The sequence below is a fragment of the Francisella sp. Scap27 genome, assembly GCF_013394105.1.
In the GTDB taxonomy this organism is placed as follows: Bacteria; Pseudomonadota; Gammaproteobacteria; order Francisellales; family Francisellaceae; genus Francisella; species Francisella adeliensis.
The window spans coordinates 67,173-85,289 of sequence record NZ_CP041326.1; the positions used below are offsets into that span (position 1 = coordinate 67,173).

Consider the following 18,117-nt stretch of genomic DNA (forward strand, 5'->3'; position numbering starts at 1 on the left):
TAATCATGCAAATAGATAAAAATGTGTTACCTAGCATTAAACAAGAAAGTTGGAAGTATACTAATTTAAGTACTATATACTCTAAAAATGGAATAACTGAAATTTTAACAGAGTCTAAGCAGGCTAAAGATTATCTTGAAGGCTTTAAGTTTGATACTGAGGAAAATGTAGTTATTATTTTAGATGGTGTTTTAGCTATTGATTATAATAAAAAATTAACTCATATAAGTGAGCTTGAGTTTAACGAAGATAGTAGAGCTATGTCAAAACTTGCTATCGAAAAATCAAAAAATCTTGCGATAAATATAGCTAAAGATACTAAGGATCAGTTAAGTCTTATATTCATCAATACTGAAAATGCTAAAAATAAACTTACAAATATTGCTTTAAAATTAAATGTAGGAATGTTTGCAAGTTTAGATTTAGATGTTGATTTTGTAAATCTAGCAGAGGATTCAGCTATAAATCTTTTCTTGGATGTTGATGTCGCAGAATCTGCTAAAGTTAATTTCACAAACTGTGCTGATAACGATAATAACTCTGGCTTAATCACTACTGCGAATTATCTTGTAAATTTAGATAAATCTGCTGAGTTTAATGGTTTTAATCTACTTAATAAGGATAACCTTTTAAGAAGTGATTTTACTGTAAACCTAAATAAAGAGCACTCTAGATTTGATGTGCGTGGACTTTACCTTTTAAATAATACCGCTACTGCAAATACTTGTTTCTTAGTTAATCATAATGCTTCAAATACATATAGCAATGTAAATTTTAAAGGTGTTGCTAATGGTAGTTCAAAAGCATGGTTTAATGCTAAAGCTGTTGTAAATGAAGGTATTGAGCAAATACAAGCTTATCAAAGTAATAAAAATATTCAGCTTAGTAAGAAAGCTGAGATAAATACAAAGCCAGAACTTGAAATATATTCTGATGATGTAGTATGTACTCACGGAGCAACTATCGGTGAATTAGATAAAGATGCATTATTTTATCTACAATCTCGAGGTTTAACTTTAGTCGATGCTCAGCATTTATTGTTAGAAGGATTTGTTAAGTCACAACTTACATCTGATGATTTCCCTTTTGAAAATGAAGTAATCGAAGGTATGGTTGAGTCTTTAGATGAAATTCTTGACAGTATCATTTAGCTGAGTTAGAGCTTTACTATTATAATTGCTGGCTATGCTAGTAAAAGTTTATATTGCTTGTAATATTTTTATCTTTCAGCTCAAGTTTATTCTTAGTACATAATTTTAGTAATTCAGAAAAATATTTTGATTTTAAATGATATTGTACTATTATATTTATAAATTAATTTTCTAAGAAAATATCAGTCCAATGAACAAATAATCTTTATATCGTAATTTTTATAATTAACTTTAGGAGATTTATTTTGTCATATAAAAAAGATACATACCTACATACGCATAATCTTTCGTACTCTATTTTAAATACTAAGATAGATTTCAAAGATTTAGACTTTAGTTTATCAGCCCAAAAATATGGTCTAATAGGTAGTAATGGCTGTGGTAAATCAACATTACTAAAACTATTAGCTAAACAAATTTCACCTAATAGTGGCAAGGTTTTTTATGATTCTAAATTGGCTTATATCCCTCAAAATATAGATAAGAACTTAACTCTTGCAGAAGTTTTTGATGTTGGGAGCATTCTTGAAGCTTTGGATAGAATTAGCCAAGGAAGTATCATCAAAGAAGACTTTGAATTAGTTGAGAATAATTGGAATATAAAAGCTGAATTAGAAGATGAAATCTATAAATTTTCAAATATTAAAATAGATTTGAATAATACTGTAGATTCTATAAGTGGCGGACAGCTTACGCAATTATTGTTAGCAAAAGTTAAATTATCTGAAGCTGGTATTATATTGCTAGATGAGCCTACAAATAATCTTGATATAGATGCTAGAAATGATTTTATAGATTGGTTAACTTCTACAAATAAATGTATTGTAATTGCAACTCATGATAGAAATTTGTTGAACCATATAGATAGTATTATTGCTGTAGAAAATAATAAACTTGATTTTTATACCGGTAACTACGAAAGCTATAAGTCATATAAAAACACAGAGCAACAAGCTATTGCTAGAGATATCAATCATGCAGAAAAACAGATTAAGAAGATAAGCAAATCTATACAGTTAAATAAGGAGAAATTAGACCAAAAAGCTTCTAAAGGTAGGAGTTTAAACAAAACAAAATCTGTAGATAAAATTACTGCAGATACTATGAGAAATAGAAGTGATAAAACTAGCTCTAAAAATCTAACACAAGCAAATAATTTACAAAATAAAGCTGAAAATCTTCTTATGAAAAGTAATAGCAAACTATATACTGATGATAGTATTTTTATAGATATGCCCAATACTTATGTCAGACCAAATCAGTCTATTTTAAACATTGAAGGTTTAAAATATAGCTATGATAACGCTAGAGAAAAACTAATTAGCGATTTTAATTTATCTATTGTCGGTGCTGAAAGAGTTGCTATAGTTGGTAAAAATGGCTCAGGAAAATCTACTTTATTAAAACTAATAAATAAAAGTTTGAAAGCTATTAAAGGACAGATAAAGCTTCATGTAGAACTTGCTTATATTGATCAAAAAGTTGCTACATTAAATCAAGATACCTCTCTGCTAGATAATCTAATTAATGTAAATTCTAATCTAAGTGCTACAGATGCGTATACTATTTTGGCTAGATATAAGTTTAGGAATATAGTAGCTAATAGAAAGATCAAAGATTTAAGTGGAGGGGAAAAAATTCGGGCGGCTTTAGCTATTTATCTAAACGCTCAAGCTACACCTCAACTCTTGATACTTGATGAGCCAACTAATCACTTAGATCTTGAGAGTGTTAAATTGTTAGAGCAAGCTTTAAATTGCTACAAAGGGACTATAATCGTTGTCTCTCATGATTCTCATTTTCTAGAAAATATAAAGGTTAATAGATATATAAAGATTAATTCATTGTAATTTTATCAAGTAGTATTATCTTACTATTTCATGAAAATAAAGAAGTAGTTGTATGATAGTAGTTATGTTAGCTCATGTTTAATATGCAATATTATTCGTGCTACATAGTTATCTTCATTAATGAAACTTAAAAAAATAGTTTGTTTGATTATAGGTATCTAACATTGTTTTAATTAACTTTAGTTTAATTTACTTGCAAGTCTTACTATTAATCAGTAGCTAATTTACACTTTTAATAAGTTTATTTGCTGTAAAACATATAAAAGTATACTTTCTTGTGCCAACATGAATGTAAACCATATAATTGGTATATGGTTTACATTGATTAATAAAAGGAGGTAGCAATGTTAAGGAAAACAGTATTATTGATAGGAATCCCTTTATCTACTATGGTATATGCAAGTGATATAGAGTTAATAGTTAAGTATAAAGATAATAAAAATAAAACTTTAGAGCAACTAGCTACTAATAATGTTAGAGGTACTAGTAATCATTATGACTATGAGGTGATTGATAACATTGATTCTAGAACAAAGTTAATTAAAGTAAATAATTATAAGCCGAGTGTATCTACTTCTAGTTTAGGAAAATCATCAAAAATTCAATCAACTATTGTACATAATAAAGAAAATGATGAATATGCGGCAGCTAAAAAATTAATGGATACAGATTCAAGTATAAAGTACGCTATCCCTAAAAATTCAAAAATGTATGCTTATAATTCAGCTATAACGAATGGACCAACTAGTATAAAAAAGCCAAAAGCTCAATTTATCCGTTGGGGAGAGCAATGGGACATGGAAGATCCGAAAGATATAACAGGGGGGATTAATGCTTATGGGGCATGGGATCTAATCTCCAATAAAACTAAACAAATAGATGTGGCTGTTATAGACTCTGGATTAGCTTATCAGCCAGCTAACGATATCGCTGATAAGATTGATAATAATCATCAAAAGTACTATTTCTTTATGCAGAATGGGCAACTTAGAGTATCAGAAAGTATTTATGATAATGGTAGTTTTCATGGTACACATGTAGCAGGTACAATCGCTGCAAACGGTCCAAAAGTTAAAGGAGTCGGTGGACCTGTTGATGGAATCAAGATTCTACCTATAAGAGCATTGGGTGATGATGGTTCTGGAGATACTTATGCAATCTTAGAATCACTTAAATGGGCAGCAGGCGGGAAGGTCAAAGCTAGAGATAGAAATGGTAGATATATATCAAAAAGTAAAGCACCTGTTAAGGTAGTTAATCTAAGCTTAGGGATGTCTAGAATTGATCCAAGGACCGGATATCCAATAGTGAGTGAGTCAGAATGGAAAGAAAACTATATGGGAACCTTGTGCCCAGCATGGAATGATGCAATATCAAAAGCACATGAAAATGGTATAACTGTAGTTATTGCAGCCGGAAATGATGGTAAAAATTTATTTAATGATATCCCTTCAGGGTGTAAAAACATAGATGCAATTGTTGTTGAGTCTACAGGACCAGAAGGGCTTTTAGCGCCATATTCTACATATTATGCTCCTGATGGTGTACTCAAATGGGCAGTAAACAGCTTAGTTGTAAGAGCTCCTGGGGGTGATAGTCGTTACGGTTCAACTGCTGAAATATACTCTACGCTTGATAATTATGGATATGGGTATATGCAAGGAACTTCAATGGCTTCTCCTCATGTTGCTGGAATTATAGCTCTTTTATATCAAGAACTTAATGATAAACAGCCAGCTTTTGAGATAAAAAACCAGATTGAGAAAGCTTTAGAGAATTCTAAAGATATTTACAGCCCTAATATTGTTAATGCTAAAAATGCTGTTCAAAACATCATAAACTCTAATTTAAAAGTCGCAGCATAACCTCAAAATTAATCTTCTAATATAATATCTAAATATTCGTAATCATCTAATAATCAGACCTATAGATAACCTGCATACATAAAATGCTGCAAAATATGTTTCATTAGCTCTTTGCTATATGGTAAATTAACTTCCTTGTAACAGCATTTGATGATATTCAAATATGAAAAAAGTACTTATGTGTCGACCTACGGCATTTGATGTTGTGTATGCAATTAACCCATGGATGGATTTAAATAATAAACCTGATAAGGCATTAGCCTTCAAACAATGGGAAAATCTTTATAATACTTATACTCGGCTAGGTGTTGAGGTGTTACTTATTGATCAGCATGAAAACTTACCAGATATGGTTTTTACAGCTAATGCTGGTATAGTTGAAGATAATACCTTTATATGTAGTAATTTTGCACCGCCAGAAAGAAAACCTGAAGAAGATCTATTTCAGAAGTGGTTTTTTGAAAATAATTATAATGTTAAAACTCTTAAAAATCATCAAAGTGGTGAGGGAGATGCTTTATATTATAATGATAAAATGTATTGTGGGTATGGTTATCGCAGTGACCTAAAAGCATATGATGAAATTTCTGAAATTATTGATACAGAAATAGTCCCATTAAAAATAGTTGATCCTTATTTTTATGATCTTGATTTATTATTTTGCCCTTTAGGTAATAGAGGCTGTTTATCTTATCTAAATGGATTTGCTCAAGAAAGCCAAGACATTATTGGTGTTTTGCCAAACAATATTATTTTATCACCTTACGAAGTAAAGAAGCATTTATGTAATAGTGTTTATGTTGATGGTAAATTAATAATGAATAGTTGTAATGATCAACTAAGAAAAAAGTTATTTAAATTAGATATAGAACCTATTATCATAGATATATCAGAGTTTGGCAAAGCTGGAGGCGGCTTAAAATGCCTTACGCTTAAGCTAGAGTAAGTCAGCGTATATTAATAACAGATAAGGAACACTTTTTTATGAAAAAATTATTACCAGCATTACTATTAGGAGTAGTTACTGTTTCAGCATCATATGCTAGCCAAGATTGTGCAGAAAACTTTAATACTATAAGCTATAGTACGCAAGCTCAAACAACTATTAAAAGTGATAGTATACTAGTCCAAGTTACGGGTTATGCAACAACTACACTTAAAGATCAAAATTCTGTAGAAAAAGATATCGCAAAAAAAGCTAATGATATAGTTAAAGCTGACTGGAAAGTTAAAAATCTTGATCAAAATACAAATAATAGCGGTACTCTAAATATTACTGTACAGCTTGAAGCAAGAATTTCTAAGACTGAATTAACTACTCTTCAATCAGCTTTACAAAAACAAAAATCATATAGTCAAAAATTAGAAGTAAAAGTTTTAGATTATAATGCTCCAGCTAGTGATATTGAAAAAGCAAAACAAGACTTAATGATTCATATTTTCAACAATACAAAAAACTATTTGAATGATTTTAACAAGAAAACAGGTAGTAAATATATCATTCAGAAAATGAGATATAACGATACTAGTTCGTATAGTGCTCAAAATAATAAAGTTATGCTAATGAGAACCGCTAGTTATGATACTGCTAATGCTAGTACGGGAACAATGGATATTTCTCAAGATATCAAAATGAATGCAAATGTAACTTTAATAGAGAGGTAAAAATGGCAATTAGTAACGTAATAAATGCAAATGAAGCAAGTTTTGATAAATTGTTAGCTAGTACTTCTAAACCTGTATTGGTTGACTTTTATGCAGACTGGTGCGGACCTTGTAAAATGCTTGGGCCTATACTTGAGCAATTATCACGAGATTATAAAGATGCCCTAGTGGTGAAAATTGATGTTGATTCTAATCAAAATTTAGCAGCTAAATTTGGTATAAGAAGTATTCCTACCATGATAATTTTTAAAGATAGCGAAAATAAGGAAACGCTCAATGGTGTAATGACTCAACCACAGCTAGAAGCTAAGCTTAAGCAATATGGTTAGTTTTTAACAAATCGCGAGAATAGTTTCTTAAACAATCCTTTTTTATCATAGCTTTCTTCATAGGTGTCACGCATTTTTTCAACTTTTGACTGAAGGCGTTGCTCCATAGCATCGCTTGTAGGGATTTCTTCCAAAGATTCATTATTTATATCTTCTAAGCTAGTGTTTTTAACTGAAATATCATCATTTGGTGCAGGAGGATCGCAAGATTCTGTAACTTTTGTTTGAGTAGAATCATTGTTGTTATCAAAATTAAACTTTGCTGTTTTAGGTGTGTGTGGTTTTTTAGAAAATTTATTTTCAGTAACTACATAAACTTCATTTTCATTCTTAATAATGAAACCTTGATCTCTTAATGATCTACGGTATTTATATATTGTGCTTTTTGAAACACCAAAATATGATGCTAGTTTTGATACACTTTCGCCTTTCTCTATAGCTATCATAATAGCTTTTTTCATGGCAAATTCTTTTTGATGCGGTATTTTCATTGGGTAAATATAAAAGTGGGAATTTATTTAACCTATTATAACTTAGCTTTCATTTTTATACAACTTGTCCTGCAGCCCAACCTGATGACCATGCCCATTGAAAGTTATATCCTCCAAGCCATCCTGTTACATCAACAACCTCACCAATAAAAAATAAATTATTTTCATTATTTGCTTCCATAGTTTTTGATGAAAGCTCATTACAGCTTACGCCACCTAAAGTTACTTCAGCTGTTTTATAGCCTTCAGTAGTTTGAGGGTATATCTTCCAGTTATGTATTTTTAAACCTACATCAGAAATATCTTCTTGGTTTAGGTCACATATTCGTTTATTGCATAAATTTTCTTCAAAAAAAGTTATTATAAAGTTTTTTGGGAAATACTCTGAAAGAGTGTTCTTTAAAGTATTTTTTAGTCCTGTATTTTTTTTAAAGATAAGGATTTTTTCTATATCTTCTGTTGGAAGAAGGTTTATGTTTATCGACTCACCAATCTTCCAATATGATGAAATTTGTAATACTGCTGGACCACTAAGACCTTTATGGGTGAATAATATATTTTCATTAAAACTAGTTCTATGATTTGAAACATTACAGAAAATAGATATTCCTTTTAAACTAGAGAATTTTTTATTATCTCTATCATTAAATATAAAAGGTACTAATCCGGCTGTTTGAGGATTTACTTTTAACCCAAATTGTTTTGCTATCTTATAACCAAATCCTGTAGCTCCCATCGTAGGTATAGATAATCCTCCAGTAGCAATTACTAGAGATTGACACTGATAAGTATCATTAAGAGAATGAATAAAGAATGAATCATTTTTTTTATAAAGCTTATCAACGGTTGTATGTAATTTGATTTTTGCACTATATTTAGAGCATTCATCTAGAAGCATATTTACGATATCTTTTGCCTTGTTATCGCAGAAGAGTTGTCCAAGAGTTTTTTCATGATAGGGGATAGCATAGTCACTAACCATACCAATAAAATCCCATTGAGTATAACGAGACATAGCTGATTTTATAAAGTGCGGGTTATCTGTTAGATATTTTTCATTTTCGATATTGTAGTTGGTGAAGTTACAGCGTCCACCACCAGACATTAAGATTTTCTTGCCAACTTTATTTGCGTGATCAAGTATAAGTACCTTGCGGTTTCTTTTAGCAGCTTCTATAGCACATATTAGACCAGCAGCCCCTGCACCTATTATTATAACATCGTATTTATTTATCATATTGTTATCTTCAAACTATAAATCTTTTAGCTTATACCAGTATAAGCCAACTATCATCAGTATTAAAACTAAGTATATAGATATCATATCAGTGATAGTGTTTGCATGTAAATAACTTTGTATAAAAGCAACAAAGCCAGCTATAGACATATTTATAAGATACATAACTGCTGCAGCTGTACCAGAAATGTGTTTAAACATAGATATACCTTTGCCCATTGATATTGGAAAAATAGAGCCACACGCAAAATATACAATCATAGTTGCTATTATAAGTAAACTTATACTAGCTTTAAGAAAGAAGCTTAGCATAAAAAAAATCAACATGAATAGTAGAAAATTATGAATTACAACTAAAAAAATTTTACCAATAGAGAAATAATTTAACATTTTTCTGCTAATAATCGGTGCAGGTAAAAAAGCTAATCCTAGAAATATTGCTAATTTCCCAAAATAAGCAGCAGAGTACCCCATTATATTCTGTATTAAAAAAGGTCCTAAGGTGTTAAAGCTAATTATAAGAGAGTAACCAAGTCCCATACCTATGCTTAATGTAATAAATAGTTTATTTGTGAGTACTTCTTTGAAATCTTTTTTTATCTTTGAAAAACTTAATTTGGATTTGACCGCAATAGTTTCTGGTATATATACAAAGACAAAAATTGTTAATATTGCAACACCAATACTAAAAAAATAAAACCCAGATGTCCATCCATAATATTCTTGTAAGAAACCACCAATTATTGGCCCAATTATTGGCCCCAATCCCCAAAGGAAACCCATAGTAGGACCCAGTTTTATTAACTTCTCAGTAGGAAGTATGTCAGAAAAAATTCCTCGATTAATTACACCTATAGCACCTATAAGAAATCCCTGGGTTAAGCGAGCTGACAATAGAATAATTTCATCAGGAAATATGGCTGGTAAAATACTAATGATAACAAACAAAACACACGACAATCTGAGTAAAGTTCTTCTTCCCAAAGCGTCTGTTAATATACCCACTACAAAGTTACCCAAAGCATAACCAATCAAATATATAGAGATAACCATCTTAGCAACTGCAGGAGTAATATTTAGAGATGCACTTATTCCAGGTAAAGAGGGTGCAAACAAGTCAATAGACATTCCTGTTAGCGGGACAAAGGAGAATAATATCAACATTCTAATTTGGTGTTGATAAGAGTTATTGTTAGTTTGAGACATAGTATTTAAGAAAAGTTAGTTTCGGATAGATATTTTATCAGAAACTAAGGGATAAAAACTATAAATTAGAATTATATGAGAAAGTTTGATTATGTATTATGTTTTAATATTTACCTTGTTGAATCATTGCTTCAGCAACTTTTTCAAAGCCGGCTAAGTTTGCACCAGCAACTAGGTTATAACCTAAGTTATATTTAGCACAAGCAGCATTACAAGCTTGGAATATATCTTCCATAATTTGTCTTAATCTAGACTCTACCTCTTCAGCAGTCCAAGATAGTCTAGTAGAGTTCTGAGACATTTCTAAACCAGAACAAGCTACACCGCCAGCGTTAGATGCTTTACCTGGTGCAAGTGTAATACCACCACCTTGTAGTAAAGTAATAGCTTCATTAGTCACAGGCATGTTAGATGCTTCAACAACATATTTAACACCGTTTGCTATTAATTGCTCTGCTTCTTTTTCACAAATTTCATTTTGTGTTGCAGATGGCATAGCGATATCAGCTTTTACATTCCATGGTTTTTCACCTGGATGCCAGCTAGCACCAAACTCATTTGCATAATCTTGCATAGTTTTTTCACCAGCACGAATCTTAAGTAGGTAATCAATCTTTTCTTCAGTGTTGATACCAGTTGGATCGTGTACAAAACCTTTAGAACCAGAGATAGTAACAACTTTACCGCCAAGCTCTGTAACTTTTTTACATACACCCCAAGCCACATTACCATAACCTGAAACTATTAGACTTTTACCTTTCATAGATTCACCATCATGCTTAAGCATACTATCTAAGAAAAATACAGCACCGTAACCAGTAGCTTCAGGACGAATCAAGCTTCCACCAGATTCTAAAGATTTACCAGTTAATACACCATTTTCAAATGAAGCTCTTACACGACGATATTGACCATACATGTAGCCGATTTCTCTACCACCAACACCAATATCACCAGCAGGTACATCAATGTCTGGGCCGATATGTCTTTGAAGTTCCATCATGAAACTTTGGCAGAAATTCATTACTTCTGCATCAGTTTTGCCTTTAGGGTCAAAGTCAGCACCACCTTTACCACCACCCATAGGTAGAGTAGTTAGGCTGTTTTTGAATACCTGTTCAAAACCTAAGAATTTGATAATACCAGAGTAAACACTTGGGTGGAATCTAATACCACCTTTGAAAGGGCCAATAGCTCCATTAAATTGATATCTAAAACCTCTATTAACTTGAACATTACCATTTCTATCTAACCATGGCACTCTAAAAGAAATACCTCTTTCAGGCTCAACCATTCTAGCTAAAATGTTTTCTTCAATATATTTTGGATTTTGCTCTAATGCAGGTTTTAAAGTAGAAAATACTTCTTTTACTGCTTGGATGAATTCAACTTCATGACCATCTCTCTTTTCAACTTCAGCAATTACTTTATCAATATATTTTTGAGCATCCATTTGTGTGCTTCTCCTTGCGATTGTTATGGAAATAATTTTATATAGTTTAACTATTTCAGTTTACAACTTAGATTTGTTAAATCAAACTATTTTTCTACAAAAAAAGTTAAAAACTCTTAGTATAACATTAAAGATTTAGTTATAAGCGTTATCCCAGTTACCAGTGAGGCCAGCAACTTCGTATTCTGTAACACGATTTTCAAAGAAATTAGTGTGGTCTGCACCGTTTAATACCCATTCTAACCAGATTAGAGGGTTTTTTTCGATATTATATATTTCATTTAGGCCAAGCTGATTTAGTCTTCTATCTGTAATATGGCGAATATATTCTTTTACTTCTTCAGACCTTAAGCCTTCGATAGTCCCCATTTCATAAGCTAAGTCAATGAAAATATCTTCAAGTTCGACAGCTTTTGTAGCCATCATGTAGATTTCTTTCTTAAATTCATTATCAACTACATAGGGGTTTTCCTGACAGTAAATTCTAAACAGAGCAGCATTACCTTCAACATGCATTGATTCATCACGAATAGACCATTCAACAACTTTACCCATACCTTTCATTTTGCCGAAACGTTGGAAATTAAGAAGCATGGCAAATGATGCAAATAATGCAACACCTTCATTAAATACAGTTTTAGCTAAGCATAGCCCTAAGCCTCGACGAGTCGAAGGATCAGCATCCATCATAAATTCGATTTTATCAGTCATAGCTTTATACTCTAAGAAAGCATGATACTCTGAATCAGGGAGTCCAAGAGTGTCATTCAAAAGGGCGTAAGCTCTTTGATGAATACCTTCACGAGCAGCAAATGAGCCAAGCATATTACGTACTTCATTATTTTTAAAAGCAGGAATAAATTGTTCATAATAATTTTGCCCAACAGCCACGTCAGACTGGGTGAAAAGGCGCAAAATATTTGTAATGTACTCTTTTTCAACCTTTGTTATTTTGCCATTTTTCCAGTCAGTAACATCTTCAGAAAGATCAATTTCATCTTCTATCCAGTGAGCTTTTTCATGCTTAACTGTTAGATCAACCGCCCATGGGTAACAAAAAGGTTTATAAGTTTTTGAAGCAGTAGTTAATGATGAGCCTTTAACTCGATTAATAACCTCACCAGCTCGAGCCATGAGATTATCATAACCACCAATATGAACTTCTCCCACAAATATTTGAGGAACAGTTTTTACATGTTCTTCACTTAGCAATATATTGCTATTTACTTGCTCGTAAAACTTAAATCTTTTTACATCATCATCTAAAGAAATCTGAGTAAAAGGAATGTCATTAGCGCCAAACCAGCTTTTTGCAAGATCACAGAAAGGGCAGTTTGATTTTGTGTATATTTTTACTTCCATTTTTAAGCCTATAAATTATTTAAAAAATTCATTTGATCTTTTACTTAGATCAGAGAACCCACCGATATGCTCATCATCAATAAATATTTGAGGTACAGTTCTAACATTGGATTGAATTCTTTTATCCTGGTTCATTTGATCATAAAACTCTTGTCTTTTGATAGGATCATTTAGGACAGTCTCTTTAAATTCGATACCATTCTGCTTAAACATATCAACAGCCATATCACAAAAAGGGCAGCCATTTCGTGTAAAAATTTTAACTTTCATATTAACCCTCGCAAGCTATACACTCATTATCTGATTGTTTTAATTCTGAAAACTCAACAAGCCTTTCTTTCTCAACTTTTTTGGAAATATTTTCAGCTCTATTTGAAGTTTCTGTTCTTAGATAGTATAAACCTTTACAGCCATATTTCCATGCATTAAAGTGCGCTTTGTGTAAATACTCACGTGATGCACCCGCTGGGAAAAATATGTTTAAAGATTGTCCCTGGCAAAGATATTTTTGACGCTCGCCACCAAGATATACCAACCAGTCTTGATCCATTTCTATTGCTGTTTTGAATACTGACTTTATTTCATCACTTAAAAAATCAAACCCCTGCACAGAGCCACCATTGGTGATGATCTCGGACCATACTTCCTCTGTATTTCTTTCTACTTTATCTAACTCTTGTTCAAGGTATTTATTTTTGTTAAGATGCGAGCCTACTCTAGTACGAGATGTAAAGGCATTTGCTTTCCAAGGCTCAATACTTGGAGAAGTGTTGAGTATAAGCGAGCTATTGGCATTTGGTGCAATAGCAAGTAAATGAGCATTCCTACGACCAGTTCCAGCCATATCAGGCGCTTCACCTTTTTCTTTGCCCAAGGCTAAAGTTTCTTCTACCGCTTGATCTTTAATGCGTTTAAAAATTTCTTCATTAATTTCTTTAGCTTTTTGAGATTCCATAGCTACTCTGTGAAGTTGTAGATATGAATGGAAGCCCATAGCTCCAAGCCCTAAACTTCTTTCTCTCGATGCACTATATCTTGCTTTAGATATTTCATCACCGGCATGATCAATAAAGAATTGAAGAACATTATCCAAAAATCTAATTAAGTCTTTGATAAGTGTAGTATCTTTCCACTCATCATACTTTTCAATATTTACAGATGAAAGGCAGCAAACTGCAGTTCTATTTTCATCTGTAGCTAAATGGATTTCATTACATAGGTTAGATCCCTTAATTGATAAGCCTAAATCTTTTTGAGATTTAGGAAGGGCTCTATTTGCAGTATCAATAAAGTTTAAATATGGTTCACCTGTACGGTAGCGTGTTTCTAGGATTATTTCCCATAGTTTACGGGCATTAATAGAGTCTCTTGCGGATTTATCATTAGGGTCAATAAGTTTCCAATCTTCATTATTAGCAACAGCTTGCATAAAATCATCTGTAAGGTTCACAGCATGATGCAGGTTTAAACATTTTCTATTTACATCGCCAGTTGGAACACGCATATTTAAGAATTCAATTATATCTGGGTGAGATACATCCATATAAGCAGCATAAGAGCCTTTGCGAGTTTTTCCTTGTCTGTAGGCTACCATATCTGCATCTACAGTATGTATAAATGGAATAGGGCCAGGAGCTTTATCTGAAACGGCTCTTACTGTTGACCAATGACCACCAACACCTCCACCTTTTACCGATAACCATCTAAGTTCTGATGAGTGCTCAATCAAACCATCTAAAGAATCTGGAACAAAAGATAAAAAACAACTAATAGGTAGTGATTTAACCTTAGCACCTGGTAAGGGAGCATTTGAAAGTACTGGAGAGGCAAACATAAACCAGCCGTTTGATGCAGCATCATAAATACGCTGAGCTAGGTTCATATCGCCAAAGCTATAAGCAACAGCAGCTCGAGCAAAAGCATGTTGCGGAGTTGGCTCATTTTCTAAACAGTAATAGTTAGTTAGTAGTTGTTGGGCTTGCTGTGATAGCTCGCTATCTTTCGAAGTATTTATATTGATACCCAGATAATTTTCTTTACTCATGATAAAACCCTGTTAGAGTGTTTTTAATTCAATCTATACTAAATTAGTATAGTCAGTTTTCTATATTAGAATTTTATCAACTTTTTTCGAATATAGAATACTAAAAAAATAAATATATTTCTTGACTTTATAAGTTGTGTTTTAAGATATAGATTATATAAGGATTTAAGAATTGTGGATTGAGAAATTTAATGAAAAATTAGTTTGATAAAATTTCTGCAGCTGCTATGTTTAGCTCTTTTACAGCATCAATAGAAACTTGAAGTTGTTTTCTTTCAAGATCAGAAATTTCAACTTCTAAAGGTCTGACACCATTCGCTGAAATTTCAGTTGGAACTCCAACAAAAAGATCTTCATCTAAGCCATAAGACCCAGCTTTTACTTTAGCAGCACATGGTAAAACCATTTTTTTATCTTTTAAGAAACTTTCTGCCATTTGAATACCAGCAGCAGCAGGGGCGTAGTATGCTGAACCTGTTTTAAGTAGTGCTACGATTTCACCACCACCACTTCTAGTTCTAGCTACTATAGAATCCAATCTTTCTTGAGTAATGCGGCCTTCTTTAACTAGTTGTTCAAGAGAAACACCAGCAATATTTGACATTTTTGTAAGAGGTACCATAGTGTCGCCATGACCACCCATTACATAAGCTTGTACTTGTTGAACAGATACGTTTAGTTCATCAGCTAAGAAAGTTCTAAATCTAGCAGAATCAAGAACTCCAGCCATACCTACAATTTTATTGTCAGGGATGTCAGAGAATTTTTGAAGCATATTAACCATAATATCTAGAGGGTTGGTAATACAAATCACAAAAGCATTAGGGCAGTTATGCTTGATACCTTCACCTACAGCTTGCATTACTTTGATATTGATTCCTAAAAGATCATCACGAGACATACCTGGTTTTCTGGCAACACCAGCTGTTACTATAACTACATCAGAGTTTTCTAGATCTTTATAATCATTTGAACCTCTAACTTTAAAATCAACACCTTCAATAGGGCAAGTTTGAGATAGGTCTAAAGCTTTACCTTGAGGCATGCCTTCTGCGACATCAAAAAGAAGTACATCACCTAATTGCTTAATTAAAGCTAAGTGAGCTAAAGTACCACCAATATTACCAGCACCAATAAGTGCTATTTTTTTTCTAGCCATTTTAAAACTCCTTTTATATGCTACGGGAAATGAATAAATTCGAGTAGATTATAACATATCAAAATACTAAATTACTAAATTAATATTTTATGGCAGTGTAGTATAATAAATATGTAATAATTTTATATGAGATAGTAATTTTATGCTAAAAAAATATATAAATAATATTGGTTTTTGCTTAGGAGTGGTTGGTTTAATAGTATTTATGTTTGGTTTAGTAGAAACCAATATTGATAACAAAAACCTTTTTATTTTATTGGCAACATTTATATTGCTTATTTCAGCAGTTATTCAGGGTGAGGTATTTTTTATCGGTTCACAGAGTATTGCTTGGATAACTGCCGTGATGACATTTTTTGAGATTGGTCAAAACTATATTATAATAGCTTTTATATTATTGGTAACAATATTTGCATTAGGCTATTTTTTTAAAAATAAGCTGCTTTTTTCAAATGCGTGTGCATTTGTTGGGTTAATTGCCTTATGCTTAGGAATTGCTTTAGGTATGAATGAACCTATGGTTATTTGTGGTTTGTTTCTTGCTATATATGCTTGTTTTTCTATCAAAGATGGATACTCAATTGGTTGGGTGTTTTTGGTTTTAAATTTAGTATTTGCGGTAGTAGCAATAAATTCATTATATGCATTTTATTAAAATTAGAGGTGATTAAATGAGAAGATTATCTTTTTTAGATCGAGTTGTAGAAGAATTAAATACTTACTCAAAATTTACAAAAGCAACACATATACCTAACAGAAAATCCCCAAGCGAAGGGATTAAAGAGACTCAGCTTTCAAGTAGCGAGAAAAAACATGTGGTAGGTTTGATGCGTGTGGATTATACTGGCGAAATATGTGCTCAAGGTTTATATCGAGGGCAAGCAAGTGTAGCAAAGTCAGCTCAAACAAAAGCACATTTATATCATGCTGCAGATGAAGAGTATGATCATTTGTCATGGTGTGGTGAAAGATTAAGAGAGCTAGATGCAGCCCCTAGCTTACTTAATCCGTTTTGGTATTGGGCATCATATGGTATTGGTGCAACTGCTGGTTCAATAAGTGATAGTTTAAGCTATGGTTTTGTGGTTGAAACAGAAAAACAAGTAATGAAGCATCTTGATAGTCATTTAGATGAGTTACCTACGCATGATAATCGCTCAAGAGCTATATTAACCCAAATGCGCAGCGATGAAGAGGAACATGCTATAGAAGCCGAAAAAGCTGGCGGAAAAAAGCTTCCTGCACCTGTTAAGCTTGTAATGAAATTACAGTCAAAAGTAATGACTACTTTAGCTTATAGATTTTGATTTGTAATATTAATACTGTTGGTGTTGATCTTTTTTGAAAACATTGTTAGCCTGTTGATCTGATTGTTTTTGAGGTTGATCTTGTTGTTCATACTCGCTCATAAGTGAGTTCTCAGAAGAGCTTGGCTGTTGATCAGAATATTGGTTTTGGGCTTGCTTTAACATTTGTTTATAGTCTTCACTAAATCCTATAGAAGGAATAATCATTGCAATTCCAAAAGCTATAGTAATTATTTTTTTAAGTTTCATACTCTTACCTCAGTTTCTAAATTTTACATTTTTTAAGTTGCGATTTATAAAGTGAAGTAAAGTTTTTAACTTTTTTTGCTAACTTTTTATCTTCCGCAATCTTAGCTTTATTTTTGAAAGTTCCTGCTTTATAGCGTTTAAACCCGGTAGCACCTAGCATGTATGCCATATATAAGTTTTCACTTTCAGACATTTTAAGTTTTGCACTTTTTGCTAGTTGAGCCATATACCACCCCATAAATTGGACACTATCATCAAAATTATCGCGTCTTGCATTTGCTTTTACATCTTCTTGAAAATGCTTCCAAGTACTATTGATAGCTTGTGCATAGCCATAAGCTGATGAGCCAACTGCTTTTGCATTACTTTTGAATCTAGACTCTTGATACATAACGCCCATAGCAAAAGCTGGAGGAAGTTTATAAGTATCTTCAGCTTTTTTAAGTGATTTTGCCCAGCCTGGATGGTCGTTCAGTATTTCACAAGCAGTTAGTTTATTGTCTACTTTAGTTTCTTCTGAACAGCTGGTTATAGCTAAACTAGCAAGTATTATAGATGTTAAATAAATTATTTTTTTGCGACTATTCATATGGCTAAATTTGCTAAATATATAGTTTTATATAATAAATAGAGTAATTGAATTGCTATAAGATGTCTATAGAATGAGATTGGAATCTAGAATTATATTTTTTGATTTTATTTTATATAAGTCCCCGAATAGAAATGGAAAATAATGTAAAATAATTAAA

The 18,117-nt window shown here is 32.0% G+C and carries 18 protein-coding genes; 8 read left to right on the forward strand and 10 right to left on the reverse strand.

Translation table 11 applies throughout. From position 1 onward, the window contains the following. Nucleotides 1-5: 5 nt before the first annotated feature. From sufD to trxA, 6 genes are all read left to right on the forward strand, one after another. A complete protein-coding gene (gene sufD / locus FLM55_RS00320; protein WP_178947488.1) occupies nucleotides 6-1,151 on the forward strand; it encodes a Fe-S cluster assembly protein SufD in 1,146 nt (381 codons plus the stop codon). A gap of 245 nt (nucleotides 1,152-1,396) precedes the next feature. After that, the gene (locus FLM55_RS00325; RefSeq protein ID WP_178947489.1) at nucleotides 1,397-3,001 is read left to right on the forward strand and encodes an ABC-F family ATP-binding cassette domain-containing protein; all 1,605 of its coding nucleotides are present in this window, start codon (nucleotides 1,397-1,399) and stop codon (nucleotides 2,999-3,001) included. 344 nt (nucleotides 3,002-3,345) lie between these two features. After that, nucleotides 3,346-4,866 (forward strand): S8 family serine peptidase, encoded by a 1,521-nt coding sequence (locus FLM55_RS00330; RefSeq protein WP_256868882.1) that lies wholly within the window; start codon nucleotides 3,346-3,348, stop codon nucleotides 4,864-4,866. Nucleotides 4,867-5,029: 163 nt separating this feature from the next. Beyond that, nucleotides 5,030-5,812, forward strand: a complete 783-nt coding sequence (locus FLM55_RS00335; RefSeq protein ID WP_178947490.1) for a dimethylarginine dimethylaminohydrolase family protein — start codon at nucleotides 5,030-5,032, stop codon at nucleotides 5,810-5,812. Nucleotides 5,813-5,850: 38 nt separating this feature from the next. Beyond that, the gene (locus tag FLM55_RS00340) at nucleotides 5,851-6,531 is read left to right on the forward strand and encodes a hypothetical protein (RefSeq protein WP_178947491.1); all 681 of its coding nucleotides are present in this window, start codon (nucleotides 5,851-5,853) and stop codon (nucleotides 6,529-6,531) included. A 2-nt stretch (nucleotides 6,532-6,533) separates the two neighbouring features. Then, nucleotides 6,534-6,860: a thioredoxin gene (trxA, locus tag FLM55_RS00345; RefSeq protein ID WP_178947492.1), complete on the forward strand. Its 327-nt coding sequence runs from the start codon at nucleotides 6,534-6,536 to the stop codon at nucleotides 6,858-6,860. Here the strand turns inward: trxA and FLM55_RS00350 are convergent. From FLM55_RS00350 to mdh, 8 genes are all read right to left on the reverse strand, one after another. Then, nucleotides 6,857-7,321: a helix-turn-helix domain-containing protein gene (locus FLM55_RS00350; protein WP_256868883.1), complete on the reverse strand. Its 465-nt coding sequence runs from the start codon at nucleotides 7,319-7,321 to the stop codon at nucleotides 6,857-6,859. The two genes, trxA and FLM55_RS00350, sit on opposite strands and share 4 nt — an antisense overlap. Before the next feature lie 85 nt (nucleotides 7,322-7,406). Next, the gene (locus FLM55_RS00355; RefSeq protein ID WP_178947494.1) at nucleotides 7,407-8,588 is read right to left on the reverse strand and encodes an NAD(P)/FAD-dependent oxidoreductase; all 1,182 of its coding nucleotides are present in this window, start codon (nucleotides 8,586-8,588) and stop codon (nucleotides 7,407-7,409) included. Nucleotides 8,589-8,603: 15 nt separating this feature from the next. Further along, nucleotides 8,604-9,794 (reverse strand): MFS transporter, encoded by a 1,191-nt coding sequence (locus FLM55_RS00360; protein WP_256868884.1) that lies wholly within the window; start codon nucleotides 9,792-9,794, stop codon nucleotides 8,604-8,606. A gap of 103 nt (nucleotides 9,795-9,897) precedes the next feature. Continuing rightward, nucleotides 9,898-11,247 carry an NADP-specific glutamate dehydrogenase gene (gdhA, locus tag FLM55_RS00365; protein ID WP_178947495.1) on the reverse strand — a complete coding sequence of 450 codons (1,350 nt, stop codon included), beginning with the start codon at nucleotides 11,245-11,247 and terminating at the stop codon, nucleotides 9,898-9,900. 135 nt (nucleotides 11,248-11,382) lie between these two features. Further along, complete coding sequence (locus FLM55_RS00370; RefSeq protein WP_178947496.1) at nucleotides 11,383-12,609, reverse strand: ribonucleotide-diphosphate reductase subunit beta; 1,227 nt, start codon at nucleotides 12,607-12,609, stop codon at nucleotides 11,383-11,385. 15 nt (nucleotides 12,610-12,624) lie between these two features. Further along, nucleotides 12,625-12,879 (reverse strand): glutaredoxin domain-containing protein, encoded by a 255-nt coding sequence (locus FLM55_RS00375; protein WP_178947497.1) that lies wholly within the window; start codon nucleotides 12,877-12,879, stop codon nucleotides 12,625-12,627. Between the two features lies 1 nt (nucleotide 12,880). After that, nucleotides 12,881-14,653, reverse strand: a complete 1,773-nt coding sequence (locus tag FLM55_RS00380; protein ID WP_112870111.1) for a ribonucleoside-diphosphate reductase subunit alpha — start codon at nucleotides 14,651-14,653, stop codon at nucleotides 12,881-12,883. Between the two features lie 199 nt (nucleotides 14,654-14,852). Then, a complete protein-coding gene (gene mdh, locus FLM55_RS00385; protein WP_178947498.1) occupies nucleotides 14,853-15,812 on the reverse strand; it encodes a malate dehydrogenase in 960 nt (319 codons plus the stop codon). Between the two features lie 142 nt (nucleotides 15,813-15,954). Between mdh and FLM55_RS00390 the strand changes: the two genes are divergently transcribed. Then, entirely contained in the window at nucleotides 15,955-16,467 is a 513-nt protein-coding gene (locus tag FLM55_RS00390) for an MFS transporter (protein WP_178947499.1), read from the forward strand. Nucleotides 16,468-16,483: 16 nt separating this feature from the next. Continuing rightward, a complete protein-coding gene (coq7, locus tag FLM55_RS00395; protein ID WP_178947500.1) occupies nucleotides 16,484-17,119 on the forward strand; it encodes a 2-polyprenyl-3-methyl-6-methoxy-1,4-benzoquinone monooxygenase in 636 nt (211 codons plus the stop codon). A gap of 9 nt (nucleotides 17,120-17,128) precedes the next feature. Here the strand turns inward: coq7 and FLM55_RS00400 are convergent, their stop codons facing one another. Beyond that, nucleotides 17,129-17,368, reverse strand: coding sequence for a hypothetical protein (locus tag FLM55_RS00400; RefSeq protein WP_112870107.1), 240 nt, complete (start codon nucleotides 17,366-17,368; stop codon nucleotides 17,129-17,131). Between the two features lie 16 nt (nucleotides 17,369-17,384). After that, nucleotides 17,385-17,957, reverse strand: coding sequence for a transglycosylase SLT domain-containing protein (locus FLM55_RS00405; protein WP_178947501.1), 573 nt, complete (start codon nucleotides 17,955-17,957; stop codon nucleotides 17,385-17,387). Nucleotides 17,958-18,117 lie beyond the last annotated feature (160 nt).

Excerpts from the sequence above, each read along its gene's own strand:
- sufD (WP_178947488.1), top strand. The coding sequence starts at position 6 with ATGCAAATAGATAAAAATGTGTTACCTAGCATTAAACAAGAAAGTTGG.
- FLM55_RS00330 (WP_256868882.1), top strand. The coding sequence starts at position 3,346 with ATGTTAAGGAAAACAGTATTATTGATAGGAATCCCTTTATCTACTATG.
- FLM55_RS00335 (WP_178947490.1), top strand. The coding sequence starts at position 5,030 with ATGAAAAAAGTACTTATGTGTCGACCTACGGCATTTGATGTTGTGTAT.
- FLM55_RS00340 (WP_178947491.1), top strand. The coding sequence starts at position 5,851 with ATGAAAAAATTATTACCAGCATTACTATTAGGAGTAGTTACTGTTTCA.
- trxA (WP_178947492.1), top strand. The coding sequence starts at position 6,534 with ATGGCAATTAGTAACGTAATAAATGCAAATGAAGCAAGTTTTGATAAA.
- FLM55_RS00350 (WP_256868883.1), bottom strand. The coding sequence starts at position 7,321 with ATGAAAAAAGCTATTATGATAGCTATAGAGAAAGGCGAAAGTGTATCA.
- FLM55_RS00355 (WP_178947494.1), bottom strand. The coding sequence starts at position 8,588 with ATGATAAATAAATACGATGTTATAATAATAGGTGCAGGGGCTGCTGGT.
- FLM55_RS00360 (WP_256868884.1), bottom strand. The coding sequence starts at position 9,794 with ATGTCTCAAACTAACAATAACTCTTATCAACACCAAATTAGAATGTTG.
- gdhA (WP_178947495.1), bottom strand. The coding sequence starts at position 11,247 with ATGGATGCTCAAAAATATATTGATAAAGTAATTGCTGAAGTTGAAAAG.
- FLM55_RS00370 (WP_178947496.1), bottom strand. The coding sequence starts at position 12,609 with ATGGAAGTAAAAATATACACAAAATCAAACTGCCCTTTCTGTGATCTT.
- FLM55_RS00375 (WP_178947497.1), bottom strand. The coding sequence starts at position 12,879 with ATGAAAGTTAAAATTTTTACACGAAATGGCTGCCCTTTTTGTGATATG.
- FLM55_RS00380 (WP_112870111.1), bottom strand. The coding sequence starts at position 14,653 with ATGAGTAAAGAAAATTATCTGGGTATCAATATAAATACTTCGAAAGAT.
- mdh (WP_178947498.1), bottom strand. The coding sequence starts at position 15,812 with ATGGCTAGAAAAAAAATAGCACTTATTGGTGCTGGTAATATTGGTGGT.
- FLM55_RS00390 (WP_178947499.1), top strand. The coding sequence starts at position 15,955 with ATGCTAAAAAAATATATAAATAATATTGGTTTTTGCTTAGGAGTGGTT.
- coq7 (WP_178947500.1), top strand. The coding sequence starts at position 16,484 with ATGAGAAGATTATCTTTTTTAGATCGAGTTGTAGAAGAATTAAATACT.
- FLM55_RS00400 (WP_112870107.1), bottom strand. The coding sequence starts at position 17,368 with ATGAAACTTAAAAAAATAATTACTATAGCTTTTGGAATTGCAATGATT.
- FLM55_RS00405 (WP_178947501.1), bottom strand. The coding sequence starts at position 17,957 with ATGAATAGTCGCAAAAAAATAATTTATTTAACATCTATAATACTTGCT.